Origin of the sequence: Streptomyces sp. NPDC051211 (assembly GCF_040689505.1) — a bacterium.
In the GTDB taxonomy this organism is placed as follows: domain Bacteria; phylum Actinomycetota; class Actinomycetes; order Streptomycetales; family Streptomycetaceae; genus Streptomyces.
Genome location: NZ_JBFBAV010000025.1, coordinates 1 through 12,354 on the forward strand (window position 1 = coordinate 1; position 12,354 = coordinate 12,354).

The window sequence follows — 12,354 nt, forward strand, 5'->3', positions numbered from 1 at the left end:
CAGGGGGGACCCTGTGGGAGAGTAGGACGCCGCCGAACAATCATTGTGGGAAAGCCCCGCACCTTATGGTGCGGGGCTTTTCTGCGTTCAGGACCTTTAGTACAGCTAGTATCCCGGCATGAACCAGCACCTGATACGTCCCGTCCGGGCCGAGGAGTGGCAGAAGATCAAGGAGCTGCGGATCGCCGCGCTCAGGGATCCCGTGGCCCATCTCGCATTCCTCGAGAGGCTTGAGGACGCCGAGGGCAGATCGGACGAGTTCTGGCAGAAGCGGGCCGCCGGGGCGGCCGGTGGCCGGCGGGCGCGGCAGTTCGTGGCCGAGGCGGCGGACGGGTCCTGGGACGGGTCCGTGGTCGTGCTGGTCGAGGAGCCGGGGGCCGCCGACTTCTTCGAAGGGGTGATCGACCGTCACCAGGGCCACCTGGTCGGCGTGTTCGTACGGGCCGAGCAGCGCGGTACCGGGCTCATCGACGAGCTCTTCCGGGCCGCCGTCGAGTGGGCCTGGTCGCTGGAGGAGCCGGCGCTGGAGCGCGTACGGCTGTACGTGCACGAGGACAACACGCGGGCCGCGGCCTTCTACCGGCGTTTCGGGTTCGTGCCGAGCGGCCGCGTCGTCTCCCTGGAGAGCGATCCGGACGCCAAGGAGCTGGAGTACGTCCTGGAGCGTCCCGCTTCGTAATTCCGGGGTCGGTACACGTGTCCCGCGCGGCCCTTGTCGGTCGGGCGGGTGGCCCCTACTGTGCGGTCGCGTCTGCACTTCAGGTACGTCACCCGAAGGGACAGCCCAGCCATGCGGAAGAAGATCGTCTCTCTCCTGTCCGTGCTCGGTACCGCCGCCGGACTCGTCTTCGCCACGGCCGGCCCGGCGGCCGCCAGCCCGCCCTGCACCGGACACGGCTACGTCGCCGGCTATCGCGGCACCATCGTGGACATCCCCATCGCCTCCAGCGGAACGCACTGCCACCTCCAGCAGGGCTACGCCAACGAGGCGGTGCGGAGACTCCAGATCTCCATCGTCCGGTGCTACGGCATCAGCATCCGGATCGACGGGCAGTTCGGAACGAACACCAAGAACGCGCTGATCGCGGTCCAGCGACGGGAGGGCATCGCGCAGGACGGCGGCTACGGCCCCCAGACGCGCGACCACATGGGCCACACCGTCGCGGCCTGGGAGGAGCAGCAGCCGATCGGATGCGTCCGGCTCAGCCGGCCGTTCCCGTAAGCGGGAGATCGGCGTCCGGCCAGCGGGAGCGGGCCTGTTCGCGGCTGCGGCAGGTGGCCAGGAGCGGCAGGGCCGGGTCCGTGAGCAGGTCCGGGAGCTGGGGGACCGGGGCGACCGCTGCGATGTCGTCCAGGACCAGCGAGAGTGGTGGGTCGAGCCGACCGTGGGATGACCGTGCGGCCATGCGGCGGCCGTGCTCGACCACGCTCGATGCGAGTGCGGTCAGCAGGGGCATCGCACCCGGGTGGGCGCGAGGGTCCTCGAGGGGCTCGCCCACCAGGTACAGGCTGCCCCCTTCGGCCATGAATGATGCGAGCGCCAGCGAATCTGTTCGATTGGGATTGCAGGACTCGCGGATGTGGATCGAGTTGAGCGCGGACAGGGCGCGTGCGGTCAGCTGGTGGGCGATCTCTCGGCGTTCCGGATGGGCCGTCAGGGCGCTCTCCAGCTCGCCGGCCGCGCCGGGGGCGGCCTTGGGATGGGTGCGGAGGACGCGTACCGGATCGTGGGAGCCCGCGCCCTGGGCCCAGCGGTGGATCTGCTTGAACGGGCGGCCGTCCAGGGCGGCCGCGTGCAGCCAGCTGCGCAGGAGCGTTTCCGCGGTGTCGGCCACCGCCGCGTCCATACGGGCCTGCGGGCGTACGGGGCCCAGCAGGGCCACCGCGCGGGCCGCGGCGGTGTCCCGGTCGGCGCACTCCTCGGCCGGGTTCCAGTGCAGCCGGGCCGGGGTGTCGCACAGGTGGGACGGGTCGTAGAGGAGGACCGGGCCCAGCTTGGCGCGGGCGTCCTTGGTCTCGGCCCAGAGGGTGGGGGAGGAGGTCACGATCAGCGCGGCGCCCTCGGCCTCGGCGATGCGGGTGGCTGCCGCCCGGTACCGCTCGGCGGGGGTGCCGTACATGAGCCGGGGGACCGGCTCGGCCAGGGACCCCGGGGTGCCCGGTGGCGCCGTACGTGCCGGGGCGTAGCCGAAGCCGTAGCGGTAGGCCTCGTCCGCCGGCGGGTGGTGGTGCGGGGGCCGGTCGTTGCCGAGGGGCTTCCCGGCCGGAATGCGGGCCGGCTCCGGCTGGGGCTCCTGCCGGGGTTCGGCCCCCTGGCTGCCGACGGGCGGAGCGGGGAGCACAACCGCGGCCGTAGGCAGCGGAATTGCGGCCGGAGCCTGCGTCGCGGCCGCGGCCGCGGCCGCGGGCCCGGTCGCCTGTGCCGGCACGGGCTGGTGCTGCGGCTCCGGCTGCGGCTGTGGGGCAGGGTCCGGTGTCAGGGCAGCCTGGCGCGCCCGGGCCCGTCTCGCGGTGGTGCGGGCTACCACGCCGATCCCGAACACCGTCAGGACGAACAGCACCAGCAGCTGGCTGATGAACAGGCCCCAGAACAGTCCCCACCCGGAGAGGGCCGCCGGGTCGGTGTCCGGCCAGGCCGCCGCCAGGTTGTGCGGTTGCGCTATCAGCTGCCGCACGGCCGTCGGGGTGCGGGTGAAGGTGACCGTGTCCGGCCAGGCGCCGCGGGAGAACCAGGCCGCCAGGCCGGTCGAGGACCAGACGAGGACCGCGAGGCCCAGGAGGAAGGCCAGCAGGGCCACCAGCAGCGAGTCGGGGATCCCGCGTTGTGCGGGCCGGGCCTCGGGCATGTCAGGCCACCGTGGTCCCGGCGCCGCCGTTTCGGTGCCGTTCGATGTACAAGGCGCGTTCCTCCGCCTCCAGTTCGGCTGCCAGGAGTTCCTCGGGCAGCTGGGCCGGGCTCGCCGACTCCGTCATGGCCCGGTCCGTGTAGACCAGGGGGCGTTCGGCTTCGGTGATGAGGTGTTTGACCACCTGCACGTTGCCGTTGACGTCCCAGACCGCGATGCCCGGGGTGAGGGTCGGGATGATCTCCACCGCCCAGCGGGGCAGGCCGAGGACCCGGCCCGTCGCGCGCGCCTCGTCCGCCTTCTGGGCGTAGATGGTGCGGGTGGAGGCCATCTTCAGGATCGCCGCGGCCTCCCGGGCCGCCGCGCCGTCCACGACGTCGGAGAGGTGGTGGACGACCGCGACGAAGGACAGGCCGAGGCGTCGGCCGAACTTCAGCAGCCGCTGGAACAGCTGGGCCACGAAGGGGCTGTTGATGATGTGCCAGGCCTCCTCGACCAGGAAGATGCGCTTCTTCCGGTCGGGGCGGATCCAGGTGTGTTCCAGCCACACGCCGACGATCGCCATCAGGATGGGCATGGCGATGGAGTTGCGGTCGATGTGCGACAGGTCGAAGACGATCAGCGGGGCGTCCAGGTCGATGCCGACCGTGGTCGGGCCGTCGAACATGCCGCGCAGGTCGCCGTCGACCAGCCGGTCCAGCACCAGGGCCACGTCCAGGCCCCAGGCCCGTACGTCGTCTATCCCGACGTTCATGGACTCCGCCGACTCGGCCTCCGGGTGGCGGAGTTGTTCGACGATGTCGGTGAGGACCGGCTGGCGGTCCCGGATGGTGTCGTTGACGTAGGCGTGGGCGACCTTCAGGGCGAAGCCGGCCCGCTCGTCCAGGCCGTGGCCGGTGGCCACCTCGATGATGGTGCGGAGCAGGGCCAGCTGGCCGGTCGTGGTGATGGCCGGGTCGAGCGGGTTGAGCTTGATGCCGCCGTCGAGGGCGGCCACCGGGTCGAGCCGGATGGGGGTTATCCCCAGCTGCTGGGCGATCAGGTTCCACTCGCCGACGCCGTCCTCGCCCTGTGCGTCGAGGACGACGACCTGGCGGTCCCGGAACCGGAGCTGGCGCAGGACGTAGGTCTTCTCCAGCGCGGACTTGCCGTTGCCGGACTCGCCGAGGACCAGCCAGTGCGGGGCCGGCAGCTGCTGGCCGTACAGCTGGAAGGGGTCGTAGATGTAGCCCTTGCCGCTGTACACCTCGCGGCCGATGATGACGCCGGAGTCGCCGAGTCCGGGCGCGGCGGTGGGCAGGTAGACGGCCTGGGCCTGGCCGGTGGAGGTGCGGACGGGCAGCCGGGTCGTCTCGACCTTCCCGAAGAGGAAGCTGGTGAAGGCGTCCGTCACGGCGGACAGTGGATCTCGCATGCGGCACTGTCCTCCAGCTAGCGTCGGATACCGGTGGCGAACGGCAAGGTGTTGACGAAGGCGCGGTGGTGCTCGCGGTCGCACCACTCCAGCTTCAGATACGACTTGCCGGCCGAGGCGCGGATCGTCCGCTTGTCGCGGGCGAGGGCTTCCGGTGAACGCGAGGACACGGTGATGTACCCGACCAGGTTGACTCCGGCCGCACCGCTGGCGAGATCTTCACCCCTCTGGTCGAGTCGGCCGTGCGCGGCGATGTCGCGCGGGTCGACGGTCCGGTTCATCTTGGCGGCGCGGGAGGCGTCCGCTTCGTCGTTGGTCTTCTCGGTGAGCATCCGCTCGATGGCGATCTCGGTGGGTTCGAGGTCCATGGTGACGGCCACGGTCCGGATGACGTCCGGGGTGTGGACCAGCAGGGGGGCCAGGAAGTTGACGCCGACGGGCGTCATCGGCCACTCCTTCACCCACGCGGTGGCGTGGCACCAGGGGGCGCGGGTGGTGGACTCGCGGGTCTTGGCCTGCAGGTAGGTGGGTTCCATCGCGTCCAGTTCGGCGGGCCAGGCGTTGCGCTTGGTCATGGCCTGGATGTGGTCGATGGGGTGGTCCGGGTCGTACATGGAGTGCACGAGGGAGGAGAGCCGGCCCTGACCGAGGGGCTGGCGGACGCGGATGTCGGCCTCGGCGAGGCGGGCGCAGATGTCGGTGAGCTCGCGGGCCATGACGACGGCGAGGCCGGCGTCCTTGTTGAGCCGGCGGCCCTTCCGGTCGTGCGAGGCGCGGGCGATGGCGTTCGCCTCGGCGGCGAGCTCGCGGGTGTAGTGCATGCAGGCGACGAGGTACGCGCGGTGCTGCTCGGAGGAGGTGGAGACCATCGACTGCAGCTGGTCGTAGGAGTCGACGAGCCAGGCGGGGGCGTGGGTGTCGCCGCGCTGGGCGACGTCCTTGGCGTGTGCGTCGGGGTCTGCGGGGAGGGTGCGGGCGAGCATCTGGAGGCGGGTGACGAAGCCGTCGCCGTTGGCGACGTGCTTGAGGAGGGTGCCGAAGCGGTCGACGAGGGCTTCCTGGTCCTCGCTGTCGCGCAGTCCGACGCCCGGGCCCTCGATCTCGATGGCGGCGGTGACGGTGCGGCGGTCGGCGTGCAGGAGTACGGCGATCTCGTCGGGGCCGAAGGGTGCGGCGAGCCAGTTGATGCGGCCGATGCCGGGGGGCGGGCCGACCTCGATCTCGCGGCCGTCGGCGGCGCGGGTGCCGGCTTCCATGGCGGCCGAGCGGTACGTCGTACCGCGGCGCAGGGTCCGCTTGAAGGTGCGGTTGATCTCGAACCACTTGTAGAAGGTGCGGCCCCGGTAGGGGACGTACACGGCGGCGAGGGCGAGCATCGGGAAGCCGACGAGGCTGACGATGCGCAGGGTGAGGTCGGGGACGAGCAGTCCGCTCATCATGCCGAGGAAGGCCCCGGCGATGATCAGGGCGATCTCGCCCGTTTCGCGGTTCTTGCCGACGATCGCGTTGGGCCGGGCCCGGCCGATGAGATACGTGCGGCGGGGCGCGACCGGGTGGATCTGGTGGGACTGGGTCGTCAACGCCCGTCACCTCCTGTGTTCCTCGTGCTCGTGCTCTGGCGGGGCGGGGGTGCGGCGGAGGGGACAGATCCGCCGCCGGCCCCGCCGCCGGAGGGGCGGCTGCTGTGCGCGGCCACGCCACCGGAGATCGGGTTGGCGGGGGCGGGAGCGCCGCCGCCGCTCGCGCGGTGGGCGCCGCCGCCGCTGCGGGTGCTGTGGGTCTTGATGCCCTGGGAGACGAGGGAGGCCGGGGAGCTGATGACGGCGGCGGCCTGGGCGCCGTCGGTGGCCTGCTTGCGGTTGCTGCGGGCGGAGGCGATCTCGTCGCCGAAGCCGGGTACGAAGCGGTAGATCATCGCCGAGGCGAAGATCGCGAGCAGGATGATGGCGAGGCCGGAGACGACGGCGGAGAAGGCGTTGGGGCCTTGATCGCCGGCCAGGGCTCCGGCGAGGCCGAGGACGATGACGATGACGGGCTTCACCAGGATGACGGCGATCATGATGCCGGCCCAGCGGCGGACGTGGCCCCACAGGTTGCGGTCGACGAGCCCGGCGTAGACGACGACGCCGAGGAGGGCGCCGACGTAGAGGAGGGCGGCCCGGATGACGAGTTCGAGGGCGAGGACGCCGGCGGCGAGGATCGTGACGAGGGAGACGACGATCAGCATGATCGGGCCGCCGCCGATGCCGTCGCCCTTCTTCAGGGCTTCGATGAAGGAGCCGAAGAAGACGTCGCTCTGGTTGCCGGTGGCGGAGGAGATGGTCTCGGAGACCCCGTCGGTCGCGTTGACGACGACGTGGAGGACGAGCGGGGTGAAGGCGGAGGCGAGGACGGTCAGCCAGAGGAAGCCGACGGCCTCGGACACGGCGGTGGCGAAGGGGACGCCGCGGATGGCGCGTTTGGCGACGGCGAGGAGCCAGATGATGAGGGTGAGGATGGTGGAGGCGGCGAAGACGATGGCGTAGTGCTTGAGGAAGCCGTCGTCGGTGAAGTCGACGTCGGACGTGCCTTTGACGATCTGGCTGAGCTCGGTGACGATCCAGACGGCGGCGTCGGCGCAACCTTTGGAGAGGGCGGCGAGGGGGTTGAGCGCGTCGGCCGGGTCGGCGGGGCCGAGGCCGGGCTGCACGGAACCGCTGCCGGGTTGGCGTTCGCCGCGTTCGCAGTACTCCCTGGCGGGGCCGGCGATCAGCGAGCAGGGGTCCTTGCTCGCGCTCGGCGACGGGGTCGGGGTCGGCGTGGGAGCCGCCGCCACGCGAGTGGCGAACAGTATGGCGGCAGCCTGGAGGGCGGTGAAGGCCGCGACGACGCCCCCCACGCGGGGGGCGGGGCTACCGGGCATAAGTGAAGCCTCCGAACTGCTCGACCGCTCCGTTGATCTGGTCGGACGGGGATACCGGGTCGTCGCCGGTGACCGGCGTGGGGCCTTCCTGCTGCGCCGTCTCGACGACCTTCCAGTCGGAGCCGCTCCACTTCAGCGTGACCGAGGTGGTGAACCAGTTGCTGGTCACCGGGTTGGTGGACTTCTCGCCGGTCAGGCCGAACAGACCGACGCACCAGACGTCGACGACGGCTGCGCCTCCGGAGAAGTTGCGGACCTTGGTGCCGGACGGCAGCGTCCGGCTGACGAAGGTGGTCCCGGCCGGGGCGAGCCCGTCCTTGGTGAGGCCGATCTGGGACAGCAGGCCGGCCGAGTAGTCGGCGTCGAATGCGGCTCGCAGTCTGTCTCTGGTGCCGGTGTCGGCGATGGCGTCGATGATGGCGTGCCGCCGGGCCGTATTGAACATGCCGTCAGATCCCAGCGCGACCGCGTAGTTCGCGGCGGCAGACTGCGCCCCCTGCTCCGTCTGTGCGAATCCGGACGGGATCGTCCCGTTCTTGGCGTCGACCGGGGCCACCCCCGACGGTGCCGTCGGTGAGGAGGCCGCCGGGGTGTCCGTGCCCCGGTCCGCCGGAGATTCGTCGCTCTGGTTCGCGAACGCGATCGCCGCGATCAGCAGGACGACCACGCCGACCACCGTGACCAGCCCGCGGGAGGAACGGGTGGGGCGGCGCGGGGTGCCGTAGGGGTCGGACGGGGAGTCCGGCAGGCGGGTGCGGGTCTGGCCCGTGCCGCCGACCGCACCCCCGGCCCCGTACTGGTCCTCGGTCATTCCGTATCCGCCCCCTCCGCGTCGTACGACGGTAGCGTGTGGTGAATCGTCATCAGGCAGCGCAACCTCAGCGGGCGGGGACGGGCAGGCTCGGCTAGACGGCCATCCCGTAGACGATGGTGAACAGCGTCCCGAGCGAGCCGATGATGAAGACTCCCGTGAGTCCGGCCACGATCAGGCCCTTGCCCTGTTCCGCGCTGAACGTGTCGCGGAGTGCGGTCGCGCCGATGCGCTGCTTGGCCGCGCCCCAGATGGCGATGCCGAGGCAGAGGAGGATCGCCACGGCCATGACCACCTCGATCATGACCTTCGCTTCATTGCCGAGACTGCCGAACGGCCCCCAGTTCGGGGCGATTCCGCCGATGATGGTGGTGATGTCGCCCTTTTCGGCTGCCAGGATCATGTAACTCACCGCCCCTGTATGGGTAGTTCCATCCGCCCGTGCCGGACCGGCAGGGGTCATGTCCTATCTTCGCTGATGAAACCGCCGCCGTATGTCGACTTGGCGGCTTCCTTTACCTGATCTCGCCGCCCGGACGCAGACCATCACGTTCCGTCACTCTGTGTATCACGGGGGGTGACGGCGGGCAATGATGGGCGTCCCGGTGCGTGCTCGGCCGGGCGGCCGCCGTTCGGCCCAGTGGAGCGGCGTGTCGTTGGACCAACCCGCTGACATACGTCCGACATTCCGCCATTCGTTCCATCCGTACGCCGTGTTGCGGGGGATGCTCCACCGCGTTCGGTACGTCGTACGACGCAAGGAGCAAACGGATGGGTTCCGCATCAAAGGGCGGCCGGCGTGTTTGGCCGGCGAGGGGGTTCGCGCTGGCGCTGGCGCTGGCGCTCGCGGGGTTCTCGGCCCCTGCCGTGGCGGCCGATCACGGCCCGGGTGGGGGCGATTCCTGTGACCACGCCAGGACCGCCCCGGCCAAGGCAGGCAAGGCCGGCAAGGCAGGCAAGGCCGGAAAGGCCGGCAAGGCAGGCAAGGCGGCGAAGAAGCCGGCGGGCGGCGGCCACGGCTGTCAGGGGCCGCGGGGTCCGAAGGGGGAGCGGGGGCCGGCCGGGCCGCCCGGGCCGTGTGCGGACATCGACACGACCGAGGCTGCAGGGGACTTCGAGTTCAGCGCCGTGCTCAGCAAGGGCAACGCGTTCGTCGGGCGGCGGTCGGTGCTGCCGAACGGCGCTTACACCTGGCGGGATCTGACGGGTCCGCAGAACCCCGGGTTCCCGGAGACCGCGTGCAGCGTGTCGGTCACCACCGAGGACAGGACCGTGTTCATCAAGGTGCTGACCACGCAGGGCGAGGTCTACGAGAACTCCTGTAGCTATGCGCTCGTCTGCCCGTCCGGCTGGACCGCCCTGGTCAAGCCCTGAGGTCCCCGCCGGTGCCGCGTCCGGAGCACGAGCCGGGGCGCGGCACCGGCGGTCGCGTTACGCCGCCCAGTGCGCGGGGCGGGCCAGGCCGGGCGGGATGCGGGTGTCGGCGGTGCCGCGGGCGGCGTTGAGCTGGGCTTGGGTGAGGAAGATGCTGTCGGTGAGGTCGGCCCCGGACAGATCTGCGTCGCGGAAGTCCGCGCCGATCAGGTCGGCGGTGCGCAGGTCGGCCCGGGTGAGGTCGGCGGCGATCAGGTAGGCGCCGCGCAGGTTGGCTCCGCGGAGGTCGGCGCCGGCCAGCCGGGCGCCCATCAGGTCGGCGCCCCGGTGGTTCTTCTTCTTGCCGGGCACCTTGGCGCGGACCAGCTCGCTGGTCTTGAGCAGCAGGGTGTTGATGCCGGCCCGCAGGGCGGGCACGTCGGCGGCGGCGAGGGCGTCCGCGTCGGCCCGGGTCAGCTCCTCGGTCTCGGCCAGGGCGCTGCGCAGCTCGGCGTGGACCGGCCGGGCGGCGGGGAGGGCCAGGGCCTGGGTGACGTAGAAGAGCAGCTCGTGCAGCTGCCGCATGACCGGGAACACGTCGAACATGGCACGGGCCGTGCCGGGGTGGCTGCGCCAGTCGCGGCCGCCGAACGTGACCTGGGACACCTGCTGGCCCGCGCCGAAGCAGTCGAAGACGGTGCAGCCCTGGAAGCCCTTGTCGCGGAGCCGGGTGTGGATGCCGCAGCGGAAGTCCTCCGCGAGGTTGCGGCAGGGGGTGCCGGCGGCCTTGTCGACGGCGAAGTCGGCGGACCGGGCGAAGGGCAGGGCGACGCAGCAGAGGGCGAAGCAGCTGCTGCAGTCGGCCTTCAGCTCAGGGGATGCGTGGGACTCGTGGGACACGTGGGACACGTGGTCCATTGTCACCCTTCGGGGGCGTTGAGCCGCATCTGGAGGGCGGACCAGCGCACGCCGTCGACCTCCTCGACGTCCGGCAGGAGCGCTTCGGTGCGGAAGCCGAGGCGCTCGTAGAGGCGGACTGCGGGGGTGTTGTGGGTGTAGACGCCGAGGTCGAGGGCGGGCAGGCCGAGCTCGCCGAAGGCGCGGTCCAGGGTCTGGCGGAGCAGGGCCTCGCCGAGCCCGCGGCCGCGGGCCTCCGGGGCGATCAGCACCCGGCCGAGGCGGGCGCCGGAGCCGTCGGGGTGGCGGCAGAGCGAGATGTGCCCGAGGGGGACCTCCTCCGGCCCGGGGACCTGATCCGGTCCGGGGACCTGCTCCGGCCCGGGGGCCACCGCGGTCCAGGTGTGCCGGCCGGGCTCGGTGGCGTAGGCGGTGAGCTGGGTCCGGTCCAGCGGCCAGGAGAAGGCGGGGCCGGCCCAGGTGAGGAGCTCGGCGGGGGTGGTCACCCAGCGGTGGAGGAGGGGGGCGTCGTCGGCGAGCCGGAAGGGGCGCAGGGAGAGGAGGGGGAGGGCGGTCATGGATCGAGTGTCGTCGGTGGCCAAGTGTCCGTTTTCCGAGGGGCCTTGATCGGCGGGCGGTGGGAGGTCAGCATCCCTTCATGACAGAAGTGATCGCCGTTGCAGTCATCACCCTCCTCGCCGTGATCAGTCCCGGCGCCGATTTCGCCATGGTCGTGCGGAACAGCTACCTGTACGGGCGGACCACCGGTCTGCTCGCGGCGGCCGGGGTCGCCGCCGGAGTGCTCGTGCACGTCTCGTACACGATGCTCGGGGTGGGTCTGCTGATCGCCTCCTCCACCGAGCTGTTCACCGCGATCAAGCTGGCCGGTGCCGCGTACCTCGTCTACATCGGCATCCGGACCTTCCGGGCGCGCACCGAGGTGGCCGTCGACCTGGAGTCGGAGGCGGCGCTGTCGCCGTTCGGGGCGATGCGGTCGGGCTTCCTGACCAATGTGCTGAACCCGAAGACCACGCTGTTCGTCGTGTCCACCTTCACGCAGGTGGTGAACCCGGGCACGCCGGTCTGGCAGCAGGCCGGGTACGGGCTGTTCATGGCGGTGGCCCATCTGGCCTGGTTCGGGGCGGTCGCGCTGTTCTTCTCCAACTCCCGGCTGAGGGACCGGATGCTGAAGGCGCAGAAGGCGCTGAACCGGGCCATCGGGTCGGTGCTGGTGGGGCTCGGGGTGAGCCTGGGTTTCGCTCGCTGAGCCGTTGCGCACGGGGTCGGCGAGGGGCTGGTGCCGGTGATTACCGGTGGGTAGCGTGGGCCGCATGGGCACTGTCGAGGGGTTCTTCGAGCGGGTTGATGCCGGGCGGTTCACCGCCACCGAGTTCACGCGGGGTCCCTGGGATCCCGGCTCGCAGCACGCCGGGCCGCCCGCCGCCCTGCTCGGCCGGGCCGTCGAGGAGCGCCCCGGTGCCCGTACCGACATGCGGATCGCGCGGATCACGTACGAGATCCTGCGGCCCGTACCGATCGGCGGCCTGGCCGTCACCACCACCGTGCTGCGGGCCGGCCGCAGCACCGAGGTGGTCGAGGCGGCGCTCACCCCGGAGGGCGCGGACGCGCCGGTGATGCTGGCGCGCGCCCTGCGGGTGCGGGTGGCCGCGGAGGCCGTCCCGGCCGTGCTCTCCGGTCCGCAGCTGCCGCCGCCGGGCGAGGTGGGGGCGACCCCCTTCTTCCCGGTGCCGTGGGACGTCGGCTACCACACCGCCATGGAGACCCGGTTCACCACCGGAGCCTTCCTGGAGCCCGGACCCGGCACCTGCTGGATGCGGATGAAGGTGCCGCTGATCGCCGGGGACGAGCCGCGCCCGCTGGACCGCATCCTGATCGCGGCCGACTCCGGCAACGGGATCAGCGCGGTCATGGACATCCGCTCCTTCCTGTTCATCAACAGCGACCTGACGGTGCATCTGCACCGGCACCCGGTCGGCGATTGGGCCTGCGTGGAGGCCCGCACGAGCGTGGACCCGGCCGGCATCGGGCTCGCGGACGCCCGGCTGCACGACGAGAAGGGCCCCATCGGACGCGGGGTGCAGAGCCTGTACGTCGCACCGCGCTGAGCAGC

General features: G+C 71.6%; 13 protein-coding genes. 5 read left to right on the top strand and 8 right to left on the bottom strand.

The window, feature by feature from the left end:
- The first annotated feature begins 118 nt into the window (after nt 1–118).
- Both AB0447_RS22950 and AB0447_RS22955 read left to right on the top strand, forming a co-directional pair.
- Nucleotides 119–679, top strand: a complete 561-nt coding sequence (locus tag AB0447_RS22950) for a GNAT family N-acetyltransferase (RefSeq protein WP_366478587.1) — start codon at nt 119–121, stop codon at nt 677–679.
- A 111-nt stretch (nt 680–790) separates the two neighbouring features.
- On the top strand, nt 791–1,222 hold the full coding sequence (locus AB0447_RS22955; protein WP_366478588.1) for a peptidoglycan-binding domain-containing protein: 432 nt from the start codon (nt 791–793) through the stop codon (nt 1,220–1,222).
- Here AB0447_RS22955 and AB0447_RS22960 read toward each other — a convergent pair.
- The 6 genes from AB0447_RS22960 to AB0447_RS22985 all read right to left on the bottom strand — a co-directional run bounded on the left by AB0447_RS22960 (nt 1,203) and on the right by AB0447_RS22985 (nt 8,376).
- The gene (locus AB0447_RS22960) at nt 1,203–2,846 is read right to left on the bottom strand and encodes a type VI secretion protein (protein WP_366478589.1); all 1,644 of its coding nucleotides are present in this window, start codon (nt 2,844–2,846) and stop codon (nt 1,203–1,205) included. The genes AB0447_RS22955 and AB0447_RS22960 overlap by 20 nt on opposite strands.
- 1 nt (nt 2,847) lies before the next feature.
- Nucleotides 2,848–4,260 (bottom strand): ATP-binding protein, encoded by a 1,413-nt coding sequence (locus AB0447_RS22965; protein ID WP_366478590.1) that lies wholly within the window; start codon nt 4,258–4,260, stop codon nt 2,848–2,850.
- A 17-nt stretch (nt 4,261–4,277) separates the two neighbouring features.
- Nucleotides 4,278–5,840, bottom strand: a complete 1,563-nt coding sequence (locus tag AB0447_RS22970) for an SCO6880 family protein (RefSeq protein ID WP_366478591.1) — start codon at nt 5,838–5,840, stop codon at nt 4,278–4,280.
- On the bottom strand, nt 5,837–7,162 hold the full coding sequence (locus AB0447_RS22975) for a hypothetical protein (RefSeq protein WP_366478592.1): 1,326 nt from the start codon (nt 7,160–7,162) through the stop codon (nt 5,837–5,839). The genes AB0447_RS22970 and AB0447_RS22975 overlap by 4 nt, the downstream gene beginning before the upstream one ends.
- Entirely contained in the window at nt 7,152–7,973 is an 822-nt protein-coding gene (locus AB0447_RS22980) for a hypothetical protein (RefSeq protein ID WP_366478593.1), read from the bottom strand. The genes AB0447_RS22975 and AB0447_RS22980 overlap by 11 nt, the downstream gene beginning before the upstream one ends.
- Nucleotides 7,974–8,067: 94 nt before the next feature.
- Nucleotides 8,068–8,376, bottom strand: coding sequence for a hypothetical protein (locus AB0447_RS22985; protein WP_008742356.1), 309 nt, complete (start codon nt 8,374–8,376; stop codon nt 8,068–8,070).
- A gap of 368 nt (nt 8,377–8,744) precedes the next feature.
- Between AB0447_RS22985 and AB0447_RS22990 the strand changes: the two genes are divergently transcribed.
- Entirely contained in the window at nt 8,745–9,347 is a 603-nt protein-coding gene (locus AB0447_RS22990; protein ID WP_366478594.1) for a hypothetical protein, read from the top strand.
- Between the two features lie 57 nt (nt 9,348–9,404).
- Here AB0447_RS22990 and AB0447_RS22995 read toward each other — a convergent pair whose 3' ends face one another.
- Together AB0447_RS22995 and AB0447_RS23000 are read right to left on the bottom strand one after the other, a co-directional pair.
- On the bottom strand, nt 9,405–10,244 hold the full coding sequence (locus tag AB0447_RS22995; protein WP_366478595.1) for a pentapeptide repeat-containing protein: 840 nt from the start codon (nt 10,242–10,244) through the stop codon (nt 9,405–9,407).
- Between the two features lie 2 nt (nt 10,245–10,246).
- Nucleotides 10,247–10,801 carry a GNAT family protein gene (locus AB0447_RS23000; RefSeq protein ID WP_366478596.1) on the bottom strand — a complete coding sequence of 185 codons (555 nt, stop codon included), beginning with the start codon at nt 10,799–10,801 and terminating at the stop codon, nt 10,247–10,249.
- 80 nt (nt 10,802–10,881) lie between these two features.
- On the opposite strand from AB0447_RS23000, the gene AB0447_RS23005 reads away from it, so the two are divergent.
- On the top strand, nt 10,882–11,490 hold the full coding sequence (locus AB0447_RS23005) for a LysE family transporter (protein WP_366478597.1): 609 nt from the start codon (nt 10,882–10,884) through the stop codon (nt 11,488–11,490).
- Between the two features lie 64 nt (nt 11,491–11,554).
- Nucleotides 11,555–12,349, top strand: a complete 795-nt coding sequence (locus AB0447_RS23010; RefSeq protein ID WP_366478598.1) for a thioesterase family protein — start codon at nt 11,555–11,557, stop codon at nt 12,347–12,349.
- Nucleotides 12,350–12,354: the final 5 nt, after the last annotated feature.